At 74.8% G+C, this 20,243-nt stretch carries 20 protein-coding genes; 13 read left to right on the top strand and 7 right to left on the bottom strand.

The window, feature by feature from the left end; genetic code table 11:
- The first annotated feature begins 59 nt into the window (after positions 1 to 59).
- From ACQP12_RS30460 to ACQP12_RS30445, 4 genes are all read left to right on the top strand, one after another.
- The gene (locus ACQP12_RS30460; protein ID WP_046564428.1) at positions 60 to 269 is read left to right on the top strand and encodes a helix-turn-helix domain-containing protein; all 210 of its coding nucleotides are present in this window, start codon (positions 60 to 62) and stop codon (positions 267 to 269) included.
- Positions 270 to 489: 220 nt separating this feature from the next.
- The gene (locus tag ACQP12_RS30455) at positions 490 to 591 is read left to right on the top strand and encodes a 30S ribosomal protein bS22 (protein WP_007465623.1); all 102 of its coding nucleotides are present in this window, start codon (positions 490 to 492) and stop codon (positions 589 to 591) included.
- A gap of 120 nt (positions 592 to 711) precedes the next feature.
- The gene (locus ACQP12_RS30450) at positions 712 to 1,785 is read left to right on the top strand and encodes an NAD-dependent epimerase/dehydratase family protein (RefSeq protein ID WP_433283516.1); all 1,074 of its coding nucleotides are present in this window, start codon (positions 712 to 714) and stop codon (positions 1,783 to 1,785) included.
- A 332-nt stretch (positions 1,786 to 2,117) separates the two neighbouring features.
- Positions 2,118 to 2,975: a lysophospholipid acyltransferase family protein gene (locus tag ACQP12_RS30445; RefSeq protein ID WP_433289521.1), complete on the top strand. Its 858-nt coding sequence runs from the start codon at positions 2,118 to 2,120 to the stop codon at positions 2,973 to 2,975.
- Positions 2,976 to 2,995: 20 nt separating this feature from the next.
- Here ACQP12_RS30445 and ACQP12_RS30440 read toward each other — a convergent pair whose 3' ends face one another.
- The 3 genes from ACQP12_RS30440 to ACQP12_RS30430 form a co-directional block, all read right to left on the bottom strand.
- Entirely contained in the window at positions 2,996 to 3,928 is a 933-nt protein-coding gene (locus ACQP12_RS30440; protein WP_433289519.1) for an HAD family hydrolase, read from the bottom strand.
- A 57-nt stretch (positions 3,929 to 3,985) separates the two neighbouring features.
- Positions 3,986 to 4,846, bottom strand: a complete 861-nt coding sequence (locus ACQP12_RS30435) for a DUF5667 domain-containing protein (RefSeq protein ID WP_357939005.1) — start codon at positions 4,844 to 4,846, stop codon at positions 3,986 to 3,988.
- Positions 4,847 to 5,137: 291 nt separating this feature from the next.
- Positions 5,138 to 6,118, bottom strand: coding sequence for an ECF subfamily RNA polymerase sigma factor, BldN family (locus ACQP12_RS30430; RefSeq protein WP_433283515.1), 981 nt, complete (start codon positions 6,116 to 6,118; stop codon positions 5,138 to 5,140).
- Between the two features lie 616 nt (positions 6,119 to 6,734).
- On the opposite strand from ACQP12_RS30430, the gene ACQP12_RS30425 reads away from it, so the two are divergent.
- From ACQP12_RS30425 to ACQP12_RS30415, 3 genes are read left to right on the top strand one after another with little or no spacing between them, the layout of a single operon-like run.
- Entirely contained in the window at positions 6,735 to 8,366 is a 1,632-nt protein-coding gene (locus tag ACQP12_RS30425; RefSeq protein ID WP_433283514.1) for an AMP-binding protein, read from the top strand.
- Entirely contained in the window at positions 8,356 to 8,610 is a 255-nt protein-coding gene (locus ACQP12_RS30420; protein ID WP_433283513.1) for a glutaredoxin family protein, read from the top strand. The genes ACQP12_RS30425 and ACQP12_RS30420 overlap by 11 nt, the downstream gene beginning before the upstream one ends.
- A gap of 21 nt (positions 8,611 to 8,631) precedes the next feature.
- Entirely contained in the window at positions 8,632 to 9,279 is a 648-nt protein-coding gene (locus ACQP12_RS30415; RefSeq protein ID WP_433283512.1) for an HAD family hydrolase, read from the top strand.
- 15 nt (positions 9,280 to 9,294) lie between these two features.
- Here the strand turns inward: ACQP12_RS30415 and ACQP12_RS30410 are convergent, their stop codons facing one another.
- Complete coding sequence (locus ACQP12_RS30410) at positions 9,295 to 9,957, bottom strand: response regulator transcription factor (protein ID WP_357938995.1); 663 nt, start codon at positions 9,955 to 9,957, stop codon at positions 9,295 to 9,297.
- Positions 9,958 to 10,055: 98 nt separating this feature from the next.
- On the bottom strand, positions 10,056 to 11,360 hold the full coding sequence (locus ACQP12_RS30405; RefSeq protein ID WP_433283511.1) for a sensor histidine kinase: 1,305 nt from the start codon (positions 11,358 to 11,360) through the stop codon (positions 10,056 to 10,058).
- A gap of 390 nt (positions 11,361 to 11,750) precedes the next feature.
- Here ACQP12_RS30405 and ACQP12_RS30400 point away from each other — a divergent pair, with 390 nt between their 5' ends.
- Genes ACQP12_RS30400 through hemB form a run of 5 tightly spaced genes read left to right on the top strand, consistent with a single transcriptional unit; the run spans position 11,751 to position 17,385 of the window.
- Positions 11,751 to 12,488: a redox-sensing transcriptional repressor Rex gene (locus ACQP12_RS30400; RefSeq protein WP_357938991.1), complete on the top strand. Its 738-nt coding sequence runs from the start codon at positions 11,751 to 11,753 to the stop codon at positions 12,486 to 12,488.
- Positions 12,485 to 13,846, top strand: a complete 1,362-nt coding sequence (locus ACQP12_RS30395; RefSeq protein WP_433283510.1) for a glutamyl-tRNA reductase — start codon at positions 12,485 to 12,487, stop codon at positions 13,844 to 13,846. The genes ACQP12_RS30400 and ACQP12_RS30395 overlap by 4 nt, the downstream gene beginning before the upstream one ends.
- Positions 13,843 to 14,811: a hydroxymethylbilane synthase gene (gene hemC / locus ACQP12_RS30390; RefSeq protein ID WP_433283509.1), complete on the top strand. Its 969-nt coding sequence runs from the start codon at positions 13,843 to 13,845 to the stop codon at positions 14,809 to 14,811. Before ACQP12_RS30395 ends, hemC begins: the two co-directional genes overlap by 4 nt.
- Positions 14,808 to 16,388, top strand: a complete 1,581-nt coding sequence (locus tag ACQP12_RS30385; RefSeq protein WP_433283508.1) for a uroporphyrinogen-III synthase — start codon at positions 14,808 to 14,810, stop codon at positions 16,386 to 16,388. The genes hemC and ACQP12_RS30385 overlap by 4 nt, the downstream gene beginning before the upstream one ends.
- Positions 16,389 to 16,401: 13 nt before the next feature.
- A complete protein-coding gene (hemB, locus tag ACQP12_RS30380) occupies positions 16,402 to 17,385 on the top strand; it encodes a porphobilinogen synthase (RefSeq protein ID WP_357938983.1) in 984 nt (327 codons plus the stop codon).
- On the opposite strand, the gene ACQP12_RS30375 is transcribed toward hemB, so the two are convergent.
- Entirely contained in the window at positions 17,379 to 18,563 is a 1,185-nt protein-coding gene (locus ACQP12_RS30375; RefSeq protein WP_433283507.1) for a hypothetical protein, read from the bottom strand. The genes hemB and ACQP12_RS30375 overlap by 7 nt on opposite strands.
- Positions 18,564 to 18,565: 2 nt before the next feature.
- Complete coding sequence (locus tag ACQP12_RS30370; protein WP_357938979.1) at positions 18,566 to 19,099, bottom strand: RNA polymerase sigma factor; 534 nt, start codon at positions 19,097 to 19,099, stop codon at positions 18,566 to 18,568.
- 568 nt (positions 19,100 to 19,667) lie between these two features.
- Between ACQP12_RS30370 and ACQP12_RS30365 the strand changes: the two genes are divergently transcribed.
- Positions 19,668 to 20,240 carry a helix-turn-helix transcriptional regulator gene (locus tag ACQP12_RS30365; RefSeq protein WP_357938977.1) on the top strand — a complete coding sequence of 191 codons (573 nt, stop codon included), beginning with the start codon at positions 19,668 to 19,670 and terminating at the stop codon, positions 20,238 to 20,240.
- Positions 20,241 to 20,243: the final 3 nt, after the last annotated feature.

The following is a 20,243-nucleotide window of genomic DNA, read 5'->3' as shown; positions in this document are numbered from 1 at the left end:
CGTGGCGGGAGCAACCTGTCCGGCGGCACGCGCCGGGCATGGGAATGGGTCGGTGAGCCATGGCCGGGTCGCAGTCCGACGCTCGACTGTCGGATGTCAGGTTCCTGACCGTCGCCGAGGTGGCGACGGTCATGCGGGTGTCGAAGATGACGGTCTACCGTCTCGTGCACAGCGGTGAGCTGACCGCCGTGCGGGTCGGCCGGTCGTTCCGGGTGCCCGAGCACGCCGTGCACGAATACCTCCGGGGCGCCTTCCAGGAGACCGCCTGACACGTCGCCGGCCAGGCCGGCGAGTGCGACGTAACGGGCATCGACGGGGGCGCGTTGGTCCTGCTGACGCACTCCGGCTACCCTGGACCCCGACCGTGACCGCACCCTGGTGTGCCCTGCCCACTACGCTGGTCCGGTCCGTTGTCCGCAAGCGGTCACCGACACCACCCCCCGTGGTGTCTTCCGGTCCGCCCCGCACGTTGCATCGAAAGGCTGTCGTATGGGCTCGGTGGTCAAGAAGCGCCGCAAGCGCATGGCTAAGAAGAAGCACCGCAAGCTGCTGCGCAAGACCCGCGTCCAGCGTCGCCGTCTCGGCAAGTGACCGGGGCCGGGCCTCGGCCCGGCAACCGGCACCACTTGCCTTCTGTCGACCCCCGGAGGCTCAGGTGATCAGGCCGCGGACGTCCCGGCTCGATCCGGCCTGCCGGCCAAGGCGCACGGCATGACCCCCGGTGGCACCCCAGGTGCTCCGGGGGTCGTCGTCGTGACCGGGGTCGGCCGCTATCTCGGCGCGCACGTTGCCGCCCGGCTCGCCGCCGACCCGCGCATCGACCGCGTCATCGGGGTCGACCCGGCCACCCCCAACCCCGAGCTCGCCGACCTGCTGTCCGGGGTCGAGCGGGTCCGCCTCGACCTCGACTCGCTCGGCGGTCTCCTGGCCGACCTCGACGTCGACGCCGTGGTGCACCTGGCGCTGGTCACCGCCCCCGACCCCCAGCAGGGCGGCCGGGCGGCCATGAAGGAACAGAACGTCATCGGCACCATGCAGCTCCTCGCCGCCTGCCAGCGGGCGCCCCGGCTGCGCAAGCTCGTGGTCCGCTCGTCGACCGCCGCGTACGGGGTGTCGTTCCGGGATCCGGCCGTCTTCACCGAGGAGACCGAGCCACGCGAGGTGCCGCGCGGCGGTTTCGGCCGCGACATCCTCGACATCGAGGGGTACGTCCGCGGGTTCCGCCGCCGCCGGGCCGACGTCACCGCGACCGTGCTGCGCTTCGCGCCGTTCATCGGCTCGACCGCCGACACGACGCTCACCCGATACTTCGCCCAGCCGGTGGTGCCCACCGTCTTCGGCCGTGACCCGCGCCTGCAGTTCGTCCACTTCGACGACGCCCTGGAGGTGCTGCACCGGTCGGTCGCCGAGGAGCACGCCGGCACCTACAACGTCGCCGGGCCGGGGGTGCTCTCGCTGTCCCAGGCCATCCGCCGGTCCGGCCGGGTGGCCCTGCCGGTGCTGGAGCCGGGCCTCGCCGGGGTGGCCGCGATCGCCCGCAGCATGGGCTTCGGCCGCTACGGGCTGGACCAGGTCGACCTCTTCGTGCACGGTCGGGTGGTGGACACCACCAGACTCGAGCGCGAGTACGGCTTCACGCCCCGCTCGACCGCGGCCGCCTTCGACGACTTCATCCGTGCGCACCACGGCGGCGTGGTCGTGACCCGGGACCAGCTCGCCACCGCCGAGCAGTTGGTGCTGGAGGGCATCCGGCAGGTCCGGGCGGCCGTGCGGGAGCGCCCGTGAGCGCGGCCGAGGAGCGGGGCGACGCGCGCTACGACGTACCGCTGACCGTGCCCGGGCCGGACGCGGAGCCGGCGCGGCGCAACGGGCACCGGCGGGCCGCGGCGGCCGCCGCCGAGCCGGCGATGACGGCGGCGCCGGCGGCCGGCGACGAGCCGGACACCTCCACCGACGAGCCGGCGCCGGCCCCGAGGGCGGGCGATGCCGCCCCGACGAAGCCGGTCGCGAAAAAGGCCGTCGCCAAGAAGGCCGTCGCGAAGAAGGCAGCCGGCGAGAAGCCGGCGGACGGGCCGGCCGAATCGGAGGCGGGCGATCCGGCCCCGCCCGGGCCGGCGGTGGCCGACCGGCCGGGGGACCACTGGGACCGGAAGGTCGCCAAGGGGCTCGCCTTCCTGCGGCGGCGGCTGGCCGGCGACTACGAGGTGGACGAGTTCGGCTTCGACCCGGATCTGACCGACGCCGTGGTCCACCCGCTCGTCCGGCTGCTCTACCGGGACTGGTTCCGCACCGAGGTCGGCGGTGTCGAGCACGTGCCCGCCGAGGGGGCCGGCCTCGTGGTCGGCAACCACTCCGGCACGGTGGCGCTCGACGCGCTGGTGCTCGCCACGGCGCTGCACGACCAGCACCCGGCGCGCCGCTACCTGCGGTTGCTCGGCGCCGACCTGGTCTTCCGGATGCCGGTCGTCTCCGAGATCGCCCGCAAGACCGGCGGGACGGTGGCCTGCAATCCCGACGCGGAACGGCTGCTCGGCAACGGTGAGCTGGTCGGCGTCTTCCCCGAGGGCTTCAAGGGGGTCGGCAAGCTCTACGCCGACCGCTACAAGCTCCAGCGCTTCGGGCGGGGCGGCTTCGTCTCGGCGGCGCTGCGCACCGGCACGCCGATCGTGCCGGTGGCGATCGTCGGCGGCGAGGAGATCTATCCGATGCTCGCCGACATCAAGCCGCTGGCCCGGCTGCTCAAGCTGCCCTACTTCCCGGTCACGCCGACCTTCCCGTGGCTGGGGCCGCTGGGCATGGTGCCGCTGCCGAGCAAGTGGCTGATCGAGTTCTGCCCGCCGATCCCGACCGCACACCTGCGCGACTCGGCCGACGATCCGCTGGTCGTTTTCAACCTCGCCGACCAGGTGCGGGAGACCATCCAGCAGACCCTGCACCGGCTGCTCGAACGCCGCCCGGACCCGTTCGGCCCCTGACCCGCGCGCCGGGGCCGGCGTCAGTCGACGCGCTGGCGGCGGCGGTGCAGGGCCAGGCCGGCGGTGACCGCGCCGGCGAGCAGCCCCGCGGCGGCCGTGGATGGCACGGCGATCTTCACGGCCCGACGCCCGGTGCGGAAGTCGCGGACGTCCCAGCCCCGCTCGCGGGCCTGCCGGAGCAGCGCCGGATCCGGATTGACCGCCACCGGGCGCCCCACCGTGGAGAGCATCGGCAGGTCGTTGGCGGAGTCGCTGTAGGCCGCGCAACGGCTCAGCTCCAGCCCCTCCACCGCGGCGAGCTGGGTGATCGCCTCGGCCTTGGCCGGCCCGTGCATCAGCTCACCGACCAGCCGGCCGGTGTAGGCGCCGTCGACCACCTCGGCCACCGTGCCGATCGCCCCGGTCAGGCCGAGCCGGGTGGCGATGACCCGGCCGATCTCCACCGGTGCGGCGCTGACCAGCCACACCCGCTCACCCGCGTCGAGGTGGCGCTGGGCCAGCTTGCGCGTGCCGGCCCAGATGCGCGGGGCCATCAGCTCGTCGAAGATCTCCTCGGTGAGGCGTTCCACGTCGTCCACCCGCCAGCCCTGGACGAACGCGAGCGCCGCCTCCTTGGCCTGCGACATGTCCCCGGCGTGCTCGGTGGCGAGCAGCCGGAACTTCGCCTGCTGCCAGGCGAACCGGGCCAGGTCACCGGTGGTGAAGTATTTCCGGGCGGCCAGCCCGCGGGCGAACCAGTAGATCGACGCGCCCTGCATCATCGTGTTGTCCACGTCGAAGAACGCGGCGGCCGTCGGGTCGGGCGTGGCGGTGGCCGGGGGCGCCTCGGGAGTCTCCGCCCAGCCGGCGGTGTGCCCGTGGACGTCGGTGCTGACCGTCACCTTCCGGTCCCGGGTCACGACGACCTCCCCTCGACGACCACGTACGCCAGATCCGAGCCTATCCGGCGGGATGTGACGGACGGGTGTCCGGCGGGAGAAGTGTGGCGTGGACGGCTCTTCCGCCCGGATTCAGCGGTCGACGGGGCAGGCGGCCGGCGCGGGCCCGAGCGCGTCGCTGGCCGTCGGGGCCGGCAGCCCGCAGGCGATCGCCTCGCGGAGCGCGTCCGCGCGCCGGCCGGCCGCGTCGAGCAGGGCGAGCGAGCGGCGGGTGCGGTCCCGGTCGGCGTGGTCGGACCGGTCGAGCAGCCCGCTGACCGCCCGGCGCTGGCCGCCGAGGAACGTGTCGACGGCGTCCAGCGCCGCCGGGTCGGTGCGCTGCGCGGCCACGGTGGTCAGCAGGCGTACGCCCTGGCGGGTGTCGGCGTCCATGTCGTCGAGCACGGCGCTGAAGCCCAGCCGGTCGTCGCGGACCGTGGCGGCCTCGTCGAGCCGGGTGCGGGCGAAGTCGAGGAAGAGCTGCCCCCGGCTGATGTCGGAGCTGGTCAGGGCGAGCTGGGCGCGCTCGGTCGAGCGCTTCATGCCGTAGAGGGCGTCGCCGGGCAGCGCGTTCTCGCTGGCGGCGGAGATGCCGGAGAGGGCGATCGCGCCGGCGGCCACGCCGACCAGGATCGCGCCCCGGGCCCGGGCCCGTCGCCCGGTCATCGCCGGCAGCAGCGAAGCGCGGACGCCGGTGGCGGTGCCGGTCTTCGCCGGTGCGCCGACGCCCTCGCGCTCGGCGGTGGCCACGAGCATCGCCCGCAGCCCGGTGCGGAACTCGCCGTCCACCTCGACGTCGGGCCGGTCGGCGGTGAGTCGCCGGCTCACCGCGACGAGCGCCGTGAGTTCGTCGTCGGCCCGGGAACGGACGTGGTGCCGCCGGCCGCCGTTGGCCTCGTCGAGGAGCTGCGCGAAGCGCTCGGCACGCCGACGGGAGAAGAGGTCGCTGTCCACCGCAGGCACCCCCTCTCGCTGGTCACGGCCGCGCTGGCCGTCGTCGTCACCAGCGACCGGTGGCAGCGTGAGGCCGAGGGTCGACCGGGACGGCCGACCTGACCCGCCGGACCGGGTGGCCCGGGGGACGCCGGGACAACCACTGGTCGCACCCGGAGAAACGGTTCGCGACGGTCGCCGGTTACGGCCCGGTCGGTGGCGAAATCACCAAGAGTGATCGCGGTCACGAGCTGCGGAGGGCGCGTTCGTCCGCGCCCGGACGGGGTCGCCGGGCGGGTGGGACGGGTCGGGTCAGGGCTGGAAGCCGTCGGGCAGCAGCCGGGCCAGGGCCCGTACCGCCCGGTACTGGAGGGCCTTGATGGCGCCCTCGTTCTTGCCCATGGTGCGGGCCGTCTCGGCCACCGAGAAGCCCTGCAGGAAGCGGAGCACGATGCACTCCTGCTGCTCCGGGTTGAGCTGCTTCACCGCGGTGAGCAGGGCGACGTTGGTGATGTGCTCGACCACGGCGGCCTCGGGGCTGCCCTCGGGCCCCCGGTCCTCCCGGTCGGCGTCGAGCACGTCGCCGGTGGTCACCTCCAGCCGGTAGCGGCCGGACTTGAAGTGGTCGGCGACCAGGTTGCGGGCGATGGTGACCAGCCAGGCGCCCAGGTCGCGGCCCTGCCAGGTGAAGCTGCCGATCCGCTTGAGCGCCCGGAGGAAGGTGTCCGAGGTGAGGTCCTCGGCGAGCTGCCGGTTGCCGACCCGGAAGTAGACGAACCGGAAGACGGTGTCGACGTAGCGGTCGTAGATCAGGCCGAACGCCTCGGCCTCGCCGGCCTGCGCCCGCTCGACCAGCGCCCAGACCTCGGTGGCCGGGTCGGACGGGTCGGGGCGGCTCGGGAAGCCGGTGGCCGGGACGGCGGTGGCCGGGACGGCCGGCAGCACGGCCGTGTCGCCGGCGGTCACCGCGGGCAGCACGGCGGTCTCGGCGGCCGAGGGTTCGCTGTTCGCCGCGGCCTCGCCGCGCCGGCCCTGGGCCGGCATGGTCGGCCGGGACGGGGCGCCGAGGCGGCCGGCGGCGGGCTTCGCGTTGCCGCCGGGCACCGCCGGGCGCGGGGGCGCCTCGTTGTGGTGCGTGCGGTTGCGGACACGCCGTCCCTCACCGCGTACGGCGAGACCGCGGGTGCCGTCGGCGGCCGCCCGTGGAGCGGGCTCCAGGCGCTCGTTGAGGGGTGTTCGCTGGGTCGGGCCGGTCACTCCGGCCGGCCGCTCCGCGTAACCGAAGGTGGTCACCGCGCCTCCCCGATCCAGACGGGGCAGGGCCGCACCGGCCGCCGCGGCGTCGCGGCGGGACCGGGTACGCCCCGGCCGGGCGCGGCGGTTCCGGGACGTGCCGACGGGCGGCACGTCCGCTTGAGGTGCTGGTCCAATGCGCTCACAGGCACGGGGGCCTCCTCGGGCTGAGGGGTGTCGACTCACGGCAAATGGGGTGAGCCGACCCGAGTGATGATAGGGCCAACGTCACCCGCGCGTGGCAAGTCCGTTACACAGAGCGGAAGTATTTCCGGTCCCGTCGCACAGATGGCGGACGCCTTGTCCGTCGTGTGTGGTTGACTTTCGCGCCGATTCCTGGTCCGGAGTGGAAAGTCCTGGTCGGAGCCAACTTTCTTGCGCCCTCGGCGTGTCGTGGCGGCGGCCCGGCCGGGGCGGTTCCGGCTGCCCGGGGGACCCCCTCGGCCGACCGGTGGAGGCCACCTTCCCACATTCGGGAATCCCGAGTGCCGGGGTGGACAGTCCCGTGCAGGGGACGCGTGTCCGGCGTGTCCGGCGGGCGGGTGCGCCGCCACGCGGCACCGGCCCGCCGTTCGGGCGTGGCCGGGCGGACGCGGCTGTGCCAGACTCAGCCACCGTGCAGGACGCAGCCGACAGCTCCGCGCCGAACCTCGCCGACCGGCTCCGCCGGGCGGCCGCCGCCCACGGTGACCGTCCCGCGCTGCACTGGCGCGACCGGACGCTGACCTGGTCGGCCCTGGACACCTCGGTCACCGCGACCGCCCGGGCGCTGGCCGCGGCGGCGCCGCCGTCCGCTCCGGACGGCCGGCCGGCCCGGGTGGCGATCGCCTTCGGCAACACCCCGGACTTCGTGATCACCTACCTGGCCGTGCTCCGGGCCGGCCTGGTGGCGGTGCCGGTCAACCCGGGCTTCACGGCCCGGGAGCTGCGGCACGTGCTCGCCGACTCCGGAGCCGCCGTGCTGGTCGCCGCCCCGGAGGTGGCCGGCCGGGTGGCCGCCGGCGACCTGCCCGCCCTCACCGCCGTGCACACCACCCCGCCGGTCGCCGACGGTGACGGGGCGGCCGGGTTCCCGGCCCGGGGCGGCGACGACCTCGCCGTCCTGCTCTACACCTCCGGCACCGAGGGCCGGCCCAAGGGCGCCATGCTGTCGCACCGGGCCCTGGCCGCCAACCACACCCAGGTCGACCGGATCGACCCGCCGGCGGTCGGCCCCGACGACACCGTGCTGCTCGCCCTGCCGCTCTTCCACGCGTACGGGCTGAACTCCGGGCTCGGGGCCGTCGTGCACCACGGCGCGACCGGGGTGCTCGTTGACGAGCCGGGCCCGACCGGGGCGCTCGACGAGATCGCCCGGCACCGGGTCAGCGTGCTCGTCGGCGTACCGTCGATGTTCCTGGCCTGGGCCGACACGGCGGGCGACCGGCCCGCGGCGCTGGATACGGTGCGGGTGGCGGTGTGCGGCGCGGCGCCGCTGCCGCCGGCCGTCGGGGCACGCTTCACCGAGATGACCGGGCACCCGGTGCACGTCGGCTACGGGCTCACCGAGACCGCCCCGGTGCTCACCTCCACCCTGGTCGGCGGCGAGCCGAAGCCGGGTTCCATCGGCCGCCCGCTGCCCGGCGTCGAGCTGCGCCTGGTCGGCGCCGACGGCGCGGAGCTGTGGCGCGACGGGGTACCCGCGGCCGAGGAGGACGACGACGAGCTGGACCTCTCCGACGACCCGGCCGGCACCGACCCGGGGCAGATCGTGGTGCGCGGCGCCAACCTCTTCGACGGCTACTGGCCGGACGGGCGCGGCGGCCCCGACCCCGACGGCTGGTGGCCCACCGGCGACGTGGCGTACGCCGACTCCGACGGGGACCTCTTCCTGGTCGACCGGCTCGGCGAGCTGATCCTGGTCAACGGCTTCAACGTCTACCCGCACGAGGTGGAACAGGTGCTCCAGGCGCATCCCGGGGTGGCCGAGTCGGCCGTCCTGGGGGTGCCGCACCCGCGGACCGGCGAGACTGTCCGGGCGTACGTGGTGCGGGCGGCCGGCTCGACGGTGACGACGGAGGAGCTGCTCGGCCACTGCGCGCGTAACCTGGCCCGGTTCAAGTGCCCGACCGCCGTCGAGTTCGTCGACGACCTGCCCCACTCGGCGATCGGCAAGGTACGCAAGACCGAGCTCCGCACGGCGGCGCGTCCGGTGCCCGCGCCCGCGTCGCCGACCCAGATCCGCACGGAGGTATCCGATGTCCAGTGACCCCCGGCTCACCCTCATCACCCGGCCCGGCTGCCACCTCTGCGAGGACGCGAAGGCGGCGCTCGACCGGGTGGTGGCGGTGACCGGCGACCGCTGGGTCGAGAAGGACGTGACGGGCGACCTCGAACTGGAGCGGGACTACGGCGACCGGCTGCCCGTGGTGCTGCTCGACGGCAAGGAGCACGGCTACTGGCGTGTGGAGGAGGAGCGGCTGCTGCGGGACCTGACCACCCCGCAGCTCTGAACGGCCCCTTACAGTGCACCGATGACCGCTGCGCGCCGCCACCTGGTGTGGGACTGGAACGGAACCCTCCTCGACGACCTCGACCTGGTGGTGCGGGCCACCAACGTCGCCTTCGCCAGTGCCGGTGGCCCGGCGGTCACGGCCGACGAGCACCGGGTGCGGTTCCGCCGCCCGATCGCCGACTACTACGCCGAGATGCTCGGCCAGGTCATCGACGACGACGCGTTCGGCCGGCTCGACCGGGTCTTCCACGAGGCGTACCGGGCCGGGTTGACGAGCTGCGCGCTGGCCGCCGACGCCACCGCCGCGATCGCCTCCTGGCCGGGCAGCCAGTCGCTGCTGTCCATGTGGTTCCACGACGAGCTGGTGCCCACGGTGCGGACCTACGGGCTGACCCCGCACTTCACCCGGGTGGACGGTCTGCGCGCCGCGGTCGGCGGCGGCCCGAAGGCGGAGTGGCTGGAGAAGCACCTCGCGGAGCTGGGTCTCGACGGCCGGCACGTGGTGCTCATCGGCGACTCGCTCGACGACGCCGACGCCGCGCTGTCCGTCGGCGCCCGCTGCGTCCTCTACACCGGCGGCCTCTCCGACCCGGCCCGCCTGCGCACCTCCGGCCACCCGGTGGCCGACACGCTCACCGAGGCGGTCACCCTCGCCCGGGCGCTCTGATCGGCGCGGGCGGCCTCAGGCGCGCAGGTGGGTGAGGACCGCCAGGACCCGGCGGTGGTGGTTGGTGGCGTCCGGCGGCAGGTCCAGCTTGGTGAAGATGTTGCGCACGTGCTTCTCGACGGCCCCGTCGCTGACCACCAGGGCGCGGGCGATCGCGGTGTTGGAGCGGCCCTCGGCCATCAGGGCGAGCACCTCGCGTTCGCGCGGGGTCAGCTCGGCCAGCGGGTCGTTCCGGCGGCGCCGGACCAGGAGCTGGCTGATCACCTCCGGGTCCAGCACCGTGCCGCCGCCCGCCACCCGGGCCAGCGCGTCCAGGAACTCGTCGATCGCGGCCACCCGGTCCTTGAGCAGGTAGCCGATCCCGCCCCCGCCGGCCCCGCCGCCGGTGGTGGCGAGCAGGTCGTCGGCGTACGACACCTCGACGTACTGGGAGAGCACCAGGACCGGCGTACGCGGCACCCGCCGGCGGGCCTCCACTGCCGCCCGCAGCCCCTCGTCGGTGTGCGACGGCGGCATCCGCACGTCCACCACCGAGATGTCCGGCCGGTGTGTCACCACCGCCTCGACCAGGGCGTCCCCGTCACCGACGGCGGCCACCACCTCATGTCCCGACTCGGTCAGCAGCCGGACCAGCCCCTCCCGGAGCAGCACGGCGTCGTCCGCGATCACCACCCGCATGGGTCCGGTGTCTATCACGTCCTGGATCCACGAGGCGGCCCTTAACGGGTCCGGAGCGCCGTACGGCGGCGCGGCGGCCGGGTTTCGGCCGTCCGGCGTCACCGGGGCAGTTCCGCGTGGATCCGGGTCGGCCCGCCGGTCGGGCTGGCCACCTCAAGGGTCCCGCCGGCGGCCCGGACCCGGTCGGCGATGCCGCTCAGTCCGTGCCCCTTGGCCAGGTGGGCGCCGCCGATCCCGTCGTCGACCACGGTGATCTCCAGCCGGCCCACCTTCCGGGTCACCTCGACCCGGCAGGCGTCCGCCCGGCTGTGCTTGGCGACGTTGGTCAGCGCCTCGGCCACCACGAAGTAGGCGGTGCTCTCCAGCGCCGGGTCGAGCCGCCCGCCGCTGGTGCCCAGCTCGTCGTCGACCAGCAGCTCCGTGGGGACCAGGGCGCGGGCGGCGAGCGCGGCCAGCGCGCTGGGCAGGCCCCGGTCGACCAGGATCGGCGGGGCGATGCCCCGGGACAGGGCGCGCAGCTCGTCGAGGGTGTCCCGGGTCTGGCTGACCGCCTCGTCCAGGGTCCGCCGGGCCGCCTCCGGGTCGGCGGCGAGCTGCTGGCGGGCCCGGCTGAGGTCCATGGCGAGGCGGACCAGGCGCTGCTGCGGCCCGTCGTGGATGTCCCGCTCCAGCCGGCGCAGGGCGGACGCCTCGGCGGACGCGGCGGCCCGCTTCTGCTCCTCCAGCGTGGTGATCCGCTGCCGCATCTCAGCCACCCCGGTCAGCAGCGAGTACGCCACGGCGCCCTGGATCCGGGCGCAGGCCCGGGCCACCAGGGGCAGGGTGAACAGGGCGAACAGCCCGATCGCGGTGTTCAGGGCGATCCGTGCCCCGGCCCCGTCGCCCATCCCGAGGAGCTGGCTCAGGTCCTGGTCGCCGGGGCCGCGCGGGATGGCCCAGTCGTACGCGCCGTAGAGCGTGCCGGTCAGCGCCAGCGCCCACCAGACCAGCACCACCACGAAGGTGGGCAGGGTCACCAGCAGCCGGACGAAGGCGTGCAGCAGGTCGAGCCAGGACTGCGTGTCGCGCATCGGAGTGAGGACCCGCCGCCAGAAGCCGGCGCCCCGCTCCGGCGTCAGGTAGACCGGGCGGACCCGGGGCTGGCGCAGCACGGCGCGCAGGCGCAGCCGCTCCAGGTCGGCCAGCCCCCGGGCCACGTACAGGGTGCCGGCGAGGACCGGCAGGCCGAGCGTGGTGACCAGCAGGCCGGCGGTGAGCGAGATCCCCGTCACGGCCAGCACGAAGCCGACGAGCGCCAGCGGGAGGCTGAAGAGCACGTAGCCGGAGTCGCGCAGGAGTTGGCCGACGAGGCCCCGGACGGGTGTGGTGGGGGTGGGCGCGGCGCCCAGCGGTACGGCGGTCATGCTCCGAGGCTATGAGCCCGGGGCGGCCCGACCCATCCCGTGCGCGGGTCTCTCCGGGGTGGGGTTCTCCCTACCGTCCGAGTGATGCGCGCCTCTCCCCGGCGGTGACACAGCGCTACCGGGCGCGCGCGATTGGTCAGAGAAGTCGGGATTGAGTAATAATCGCCACGCGGTGCCGAGGGAGCTCCGTCTATCGATCTTGCGGGAATGGAGTGGCAGGTGGAGGCGCGTCGCGAGCTAGCAAGATCGCGATTTGTGCACCTCTTCACAAGCGCCTACTCTGTAGTTCCGACGCGCCCTGCTAGCACAGCCGGCAACAACGGTCGCCAGCGGGAGTCCCGGAACGACCGGTCACCGTCGCTGGTCGAGGATCGCACCGCACGGAGTCTCATGAGTCAGCACCGTCACCCAGGCGCGCCCGGCCGCGCCGGTGCCGTACCGGCGCTCCCGGACCTGCCCGAGGCGACCGTCGCGCGGCTTCCGGAATACCTCCGCGCCCTGCACGCGCTCGCCGACACCGGCCACGAGACGGTGTCCAGCGAGGGGCTGGCCAACGTCGCCGGGGTCAACTCGGCGAAGCTCCGCAAGGACCTCTCCCACCTCGGCTCGTACGGCACCCGGGGCGTCGGCTACGACGTCACGCTGCTGATCGAGCAGATCGAGTCGGTGCTCGGCCTCACCCAGTGCCGCGCGGTCGCGCTGGTCGGCGTGGGTAACCTCGGTCACGCCCTGGCCGGCTACGACGGCTTCGCCAGCCGTGGCTTCCGGATCGCCGCGCTCCTCGACGCCGACCCGTCGCGCGTCGGCGAGGAGATCAACGGGCTGGTCGTCCGGCATGTCGACGAGCTGCCCCGGGTCGCCGTCGAGGAGTCGATCTCGATCGGCGTGATCGCCACCCCGGCGCCGGCCGCCCAGGCGGTCGCGGATCAGCTCGTCGCCGTCGGCGTGACGAGCATCCTCAACTTCGCACCCTGCGTACTCTCGGTTCCGGAGGGGGTCGACGTGCGCAAGGTCGACCTCGCGATCGAGCTGCAGATCCTGTCCTTCCACGAGCACCGCAAGGCGTCGCTGACCGCGCTACCCGGCGGGCTCGCGGCCACCGACACCCAGGAGGCGATCGGCACGTGAAACTGCTCGTCGTCGGCGCGTCCTACCGCACCGCCCCGGTCGCCACGCTGGAGCAGCTGGCGGTCCCGCCCGCGGACCTCACCCGCACCCTGGACCGCCTGGTCGCCCAGCCGTACGTCGCCGAGGCCGTGCTGGTCTCCACCTGCAACCGCGTCGAGGTGTACGCGGCCGTCACCGGCTTCCACGGCGGCCTCGGTGACATCTGCGCGGTCCTGGCCGACCAGGCCGGCGCCCCGCCAGCGGCGCTCGCCCCCTACCTCTACGTGCACTACGACGCCGCCGCCGTGGACCACGCCTTCCGGGTGGCCACCGGGCTGGACTCGATGGTGGTCGGCGAGGCGCAGATTCTCGGCCAGCTCCGCGACGCCTACCACTCGGCCAGCGGCGCCGACTCCGCCGGGCGGCTGCTGCACGAGCTGATGCAGCAGGCGCTGCGCGTGGGCAAGCGCGCGCACGCCGAGACCAACATCGACCGGGCCGGGCAGAGCGTGGTCACCGCCGCCCTCGACCTGGCCGCCGACCTGCTCGACGGCGACCTGACCGGCCGGCCCGCCATGGTGGTCGGTGCGGGGGCGATGGGCTCGCTGGGCGTCGCCACCCTCTCCCGGCTGGGCGCCGGCCCGCTCACCGTCACCAACCGGGGCGCCGACCGGGCCGTCCGGCTGGCCGAGTCCTACGGCGCGTCCGCCGTGCCCATGGCCGGGCTGGTCGACGCGCTCACCACAGTGGACATCGTGGTGGCCGCCACCGCGGCCACCGAGCCGGTCCTCACCCGCGAGGTGGTGACCCGGGCGCTGGCCCGCCGGGACGTCGCCCGGGGCCCGCTGGTCCTGCTCGACCTGGCCGTCCCGCGCGACGTCGAGGAGGGCGTGGCCGAGCTGCCCGGCGTCGAGGTGATCGACATCGACCGGATGGCGGGGATCCTCGCCGACGGCCCGGCCGCCGCCGACGCCGCCGAGGTGGCCCGGATCGTGGCCGGTGAGGTCGAGGCGTTCCTGAGCTGGCTGCGCGGCGCCGACGTCGCGCCCACCGTGGCGGCCCTGCGCGGGCGCGCCGACGACGTGGTCGCCGCCGAGCTGCGCCGGCTGGCCCAGCGCCGCCCCGACCTCACCGACGACCAGCGCGCCGAGGTCGCCCGCACCGTGCACCGGGTGGTCCAGCGGCTGCTGCACCAGCCCACCGTCCGGGTCCGCCAGCTCGCGGCCGAGCCCGGCGGCGACCAGTACGCGGCCCTGCTGCGTGAGCTGTTCGACCTCGAGGTGCCGCAGACCTCCCCGGTCGACACCGTCCCCGACGTGGTGGAGGCGGAGATCGTCCTGCCGGCCGACACCACCCCGCCCACCGGAGGTGCGCGATGACCGCCCCCCTGCGCCTCGGCACCCGGGGCAGCGCCCTGGCAACGGCCCAGTCCGGCCACGTCGCCGAGGCGCTCACCGCGGCCACCGGCCGCCCGGTCGAGCTGGTCGAGGTGGTAACCGCCGGCGACCGCTCCACGGCCCCGGTGCACCGGCTCGGCGTCGGCGTCTTCGTCTCCGCGCTGCGGGACGCGCTGACCGCCCGGGAGATCGACTTCGCCGTCCACTCGTACAAGGACCTGCCCACCGCGGGAGCGCCCGGCCTGCACATCGCCGCCGTGCCCGTCCGGCAGGACCCGCGGGACGCGCTGATCGCCAAGGACGGCCGCACCCTCGCCGAGCTGCCGCCCGGCGCGCGGGTCGGCACCGGCGCGCTGCGCCGCATCGCCCAGCTGCACGCCCTCGGCCTGCAACTGGAGGTCACCCCGATCCGGGGCAACATCGACACCCGCCTCGGCCGGGTGCTCGGCCCGGACGCCGACCTCGACGCCGTCGTGCTGGCCCGGGCGGGGCTCGCCCGCATCGGCCGGACCGACGCCATCACCGAGACGCTCGATCCGATGCTGATGCTGCCGGCGCCCGCCCAGGGCGCGCTGGCCGTCGAGTGCCGGATCGACGATCAGGACCTGGTCGAGCTGCTCGGCGTGCTCGACCACGCACCGTCCCGCGCCGCGGTCGTCGCGGAGCGGGCACTGCTGGCCACCCTGGAGGCCGGGTGCAGCGCACCCGTCGCCGCCTACGGCGAACTCGCCGAGGGGGACGCCGGTGAAGAGATCTACCTGCGCGGGGCGGTGATCAGCCCGGACGGCACCCGTGACCTCCGGCTGTCCCGCACCGGAACGCCCGCCGACGCGGCGGAGATCGGCAAGGCACTCGCAGCCGAACTCCTCGAACTCGGCGCCGACTCGATCCTCGGCCAAGAAGGACACGCCGGCCCGGGGACCCAGCAATTTGGGAGCACAGAATGACCCGCACCCGTAAGCCCGTAGGCCGGATCGCGTTCGTCGGGGCCGGTCCCGGCGACCCGGGCCTGCTGACCCGCCGGGCGCTGGACGCCCTGGTCGACGCCGACCAGGTGGTGTACGACCGGGGAGTCCCCGAGTCGCTGCTCGAGCACGTCCGCGCCCAGGCCAGGCCCGACGCCGAGTTCAGCCCCGCCGAGGGTGTGCCGGGGGATGTGGCGAAGGTGCTGATCTCGGCGGCCCGGTCCGGCCAGAACGCCGTGCACCTGGTCGCCGGTGACCCGTTCGGCCACGACTCGGTGGTCAAGGAGGTACAGGCGGTCGCGCGTACCGCCGCGCACTTCGAGGTGGTGCCGGGCGTCGGCCAGGCCGAGGGTGTGGCCACCTACGCCGGTGTGCCGCTGCCCGGGGTGCGCACCGCCGCCGACGTCGAGGACGTCACCACGCTGGACTTCGACGCGCTGGCCGCCGCCGTGGCCCGGGGCTCCCTGGCCGTCGCCGTGGACGCCGGTGACCTGGCCGCCATCCGGGACGGCCTGCTGGCCGCCGGGGTGGAGGGCACCACCGCCGTCGGGGTGACCGGTGACGGCACCGGCGAGACGCAGTACACCACCACGTCGACCGTCGACTCCTTCGTCGCGGCGGCGCTCGGCTTCACCGGCCGGGTCGTGCTCACCGTCGGCGCGGGCGTCTCCGAGCGGGACAAGCTGAGCTGGTGGGAGAACCGGCCGCTGTACGGCTGGAAGGTGCTCGTCCCACGCACCAAGGAGCAGGCCGGCGCCATGAGCGCGCGGCTGCGCGCGTACGGGGCGATCCCGTGCGAGGTGCCGACCATCGCGGTCGAGCCGCCGCGCACCCCGGCCCAGATGGAGCGGGCGGTCAAGGGCCTGGTCGACGGCCGGTACGCCTGGGTGATCTTCACCTCGGTGAACGCGGTCCGGGCGGTCTGGGAGAAGTTCGCCGAGCACGGCCTGGACGCCCGCCACTTCGGCGGCGTCAAGATCGCCTGCATCGGCGAGGCCACCGCCGAGGCGGTCCGCGCCTTCGGCATCCAGCCGGAGCTGATCCCCTCCGGGGAGCAGTCCTCCGAGGGCCTGCTGGCCGAGTTCTCGCCGCACGACGAGATCCTCGACCCGGTCGGCCGGGTGCTGCTGCCGCGCGCCGACATCGCCACCGAGACCCTGGCCGCCGGGCTCACCGAGCGGGGCTGGGAGGTCGACGACGTGACCGCGTACCGGACCGTCCGGGCCGCGCCGCCGCCCGCCGAGATCCGCGACGCGATCAAGTCGGGCGGTTTCGACGCGGTGCTCTTCACCTCGTCCTCGACCGTCCGGAACCTGGTCGGCATCGCCGGGAAGCCGCACGCGCGTGCCGTTGTTGCGGTTATCGGGCCCAAGACGGCGGAGACCGCGACGGAGTTCGGCCTGCGGGTCGACGTGCAGCCGCCGCACGCCTCGGTTCCCGACCTGGTGGAGGCGCTCGCCGCCTACGCCGTCGAGCTGCGCGAGAAGCTCGCCGCCATGCCGGCCAAGCAGCGCCGGGGCTCGAAGGTGCAGGGCCCGACCGCCCTGAGGTTCCGCTGACAGGAGGCTCCTCATGTCGTACCCCGAGATCCGGCCCCGCCGGCTGCGCCGTAACGCGGCCGTGCGGCGGCTGGTCTCCGAGACCCGCGTCGACCCGGCCGAGCTGGTCGTGCCGATGTTCGTCAAGGAGGGGCTGACCGAGCCGCGTGCCGTGGCGTCGCTCCCGGGGGTGCTCCAGCACTCCCGGGACTCGCTGCGCAAGGCCGCCGTCGAGGCGGTCCAGGCCGGGGTCGGCGGGATCATGCTCTTCGGGGTGCCGGCGACGCGGGACGAGACCGGGTCGGGCGGCATCGACCCGGACGGCATCCTCAACGTGGCCATCCGGGACGTGATCGCCGAGGTCGGCGACGCCACCGTGGTGATGAGCGACCTCTGCCTGGACGAGTTCACCTCGCACGGGCACTGCGGCGTGCTCACCCCCGACGGCGCCGTGGACAACGACGCCACCCTCACCGAGTACGCCCGGATGGCGGTCGCCCAGGCCGACGCCGGGGTCCACGTGGTCGGGCCGTCCGGGATGATGGACGGCCAGGTCGGCGTCGTCCGCCGGGCCCTGGACGCCGCCGGGCACCAGGACGTCTCGGTGCTCGCGTACGCCGTCAAGTACGCCTCCGCGTTCTTCGGGCCGTTCCGCGACGCCGTCGAGTCGGCCCTCGAGGGCGACCGGCGCACCTACCAGCAGGACCCGGCGAACCTGCGGGAGTCGCTGCGCGAGGTCGAGCTGGACGTCGCCGAGGGCGCCGACATGGTGATGGTCAAGCCGGCCCTGCCCTACCTCGACGTGGTGGCGGCCGTCCGGGCCGCGGTCGACGTCCCGGTCGCCGCCTACCAGGTCTCCGGCGAGTACGCGATGGTCGAGGCGGCCGCCGCGAACGGCTGGATCGACCGCGAGCGGACGATCCTGGAGACGCTCACCTCGATCCGCCGGGCCGGCGCGCAGATCATCCTCACCTACTGGGCGGTCGAGGCGGCCCAGCTGCTCCGCCAGCGCTACTGAACGCTGACGGTCACCACCCGGGCCAGCTCCGCCACGCGGTAGACCTTCCGGGGCGGGTCCGGTAGCTGCGCCCACACCACACGCACCGTGGTGTCGTCGACCCAGGCGGCGCCCCAGGTCCCGCCGCCCGTCAGGCCGTAGGTCGGGCTGGCCGTTCCGAGTGGCTGGTCGGCCCGGCGCTGACCGGTAGCCGTGTCCAGGATCGCCAGCCGGTAATCGAGGTTCCGGCCGTTCGGGCGGCGGTAGGGGACCGCGACGAGGCTGCCGTCCGGGGAGAGCCGGACCGACGGGGCACACTCGCCGGCCACCGTCAGCCGCGACATCCGGCTCCCACCGGCCAGCCGGCGTACGTCGAGCTGGCAGCGGGTCATGTCGGCTGGCCCGGTCACCGACACCACGCGGCCGGCCGCCACGTCGGCCTCGCGGAACGGCAGCTCGCCGTCGACCTTCCTCGGCACCCGGATCAGGGTCTTCTCTCGGCCGGTGGCCAGCTCGTGGGACACCAGGCCCACCTCGTCCCGGACCAGGTAGGCGTACCGTGCGTCGGCGCCGGCCAGTCCGAGGGCCTGGCCCCTGACCCGGACCTCCCGGCTGACCTCGGCGCGTCCGTCGGCGGTGAGCACCACGAGCTTGATGGAGAGGCCGGCCACGCCCGGGCCGTCCGTCCGCCGTACGCCGGGCATGAGGTCGGTGAGCTTGAGGCCGACCAGCCGTCCGTCGGGCAGTGCCACGGTCTCCTCCCAGCCGGCGGGCACCCGGTGCCGTACCACCGAGCCGTCGCCGCGCAGCTCGTCCGCGACGCCGGGGACCAGGCCGATCTCCGGGGTGGCCCGGTGCGGTCCCACGGTGCCGCCATCGCCGCTGAGCAGCAGCCGCTGCGCCGGCCTGGAGGCCGGCGGCGGCGAGCCGGAGACGGTGGGCGACGGCGCGCCGGGAACGGCCGGCGACGGGGACGGCGCGGCCAGGGGTGCGGCCGCCCGGTGCCCGCCGGCAAGCAGCGGCACGGCGCCGCCGGTGAGCGCGACCAGGACCACCAGGCCCGCCACGGCCGTCGCGGTCCGCCGGCGCCGGCGGACCCGCGCCCGCTGGCGCAGCGCCGCCAGATCCGCGGGGTACGGCGCGGTCGCGCGAGCGGCGCGGTGGACCAGCTCGGCCAGGTCCTCGGGTACGACGTCCACGGTCACTCCTCCTCGGCCAGCGCGGCCCGCAGCTCGGCCAGCCCACGGGAGAGGCGGCTGCGGACGGTGCCCTCGGTCAGGTCCAGCACGGCGGCGGTCTCGGCGGTGGAGAGGTCCAGCAGCACGCGGCAGACGACCACGGTGCGCTGGCCGACGGGCAGCCGCTCCAGGGCCGACCGGGCGGCAAGCCCGGCCGGGTCCGGCGCCGCCGTCGCCGGGTGCCGGTCCTCGGCCGGCGGCCGTTCCCGGCGCACCTTCCGCCACCACGAGGTGGCCCAGTTGAGCCCGACCCGGAAGACCCAGCCGCCCGGGTTGTCCAGCCGGCGCACCCGGTCCCACCGGGCGTACGCCCGAACCATCGCCTCGTCGGTCGCCTCCCGGGCCACCGCGGTGTCCCCGACGGCCAGCGCGAGCGCGCGGTGGATCCGGTCCACGTGGTCCCGGTAGAACTGCTCGAACGGCAGGTGCGGGGACGTGTCGCGGTCGCGCGGCAGCACGTCCGGCGGACCGGGCGGGGCCGAGAGGTGGCTTCCCATGTCCGGTACACGCTCCGGAGGCGGATTTCGTTCCCGGGTTGTCGCACGGAGGGATCGGCCGGTGCCCGTATCCGAGCCGGTTCGCTCGGCGCCGCCGCGCGCCATTGTCACTGTGCGTACCGAGCCTGCGCGACCCCGACCGCCCACCGATGCCGGCTTTGCTCTGCAGCCACGGGCGCAGCAGCAACCGTCCGTGTCCGGTGCCTATATGGCTGCAGAGCAAAGCGGGGTGGAGGGGGTGCGGCCGCCGCGGCGCCCGTGCCTCCTTTGTCCGTAGAGAGGGCTTTTCTTCGCCGGGGCTGCGCCGACCGGCAGCGAGGTCGAGTTACGTTGAGTGACGCGCCGCTCCCCTTACGCTCGGTCACGGCATCCGGCCTCGCCAGAGGAGCCGGGACTACTGGCGCCCGCCGGCCCGCCCGCCTCGCGCGGCCACGCGAATGAGCATGCGTACCGGCAGGGGACGGCACAGACCGCCGGCGAGGCGCGACCTGTCCACAGGCGCCTCGGCTGTCCACAGCCGGGCCGGTCGGGGTTGCCGCGTTCAGGCGCGTGGAAAGAGCCTGGGTCCATGAGCGCCCCGGCCACCCCTGACGAACCGGCGGTCACGACCGATGAACCTGTCGAGCCGCCCACGATGCTCACCGAGCCCTTCAACATCCCGTGGCCCGCGTCGGGCATCGTCCGCGCGGTCCGCCGCCGGGCCGACGTCAGCCAGCGGGAACTCGCCCGGGTCGCCCGGGTGCATCCCACGACCATCGGGCGGATCGAGGCCGGCACGCTGACCCCGAGCATCGCCATGCTGCGCCGGATCATCGGCGTGGCCGGGTTCCGGCTCGCCGTGGTCGACGAGTTCGGCCGTGTGCTCAGCCCGATGCGCGACCGCGACGACCTGCGAGACGGCGCCGAGCGCCGGTACCCGTCCCACCTGGACGTGATCGCCGATCCGGAGCCGGGGGAGTGGTGGGCCGACCGGTACGGGCTGGCCCGGCCACCGGAAACCTTCTACCGGGACCGGGCGCACCGCGACGACCTCCGCCGGCGGAGCCAGTGGGAGGTGCGGGTGGCCAAGTACCGGGGCGTGCCGCCGCCGCCCGACCGGCAGCGGTGCGGCTACCGCAACGGCCCGCCGCCCGGCTGGTGAGCC

It is taken from the genome of Micromonospora sp. CA-244673 (genome assembly GCF_050948395.1).
Classification (GTDB): Bacteria; Actinomycetota; Actinomycetes; order Mycobacteriales; family Micromonosporaceae; genus Micromonospora.
This window is presented reverse-complemented; position numbering and strand designations above follow the sequence as displayed.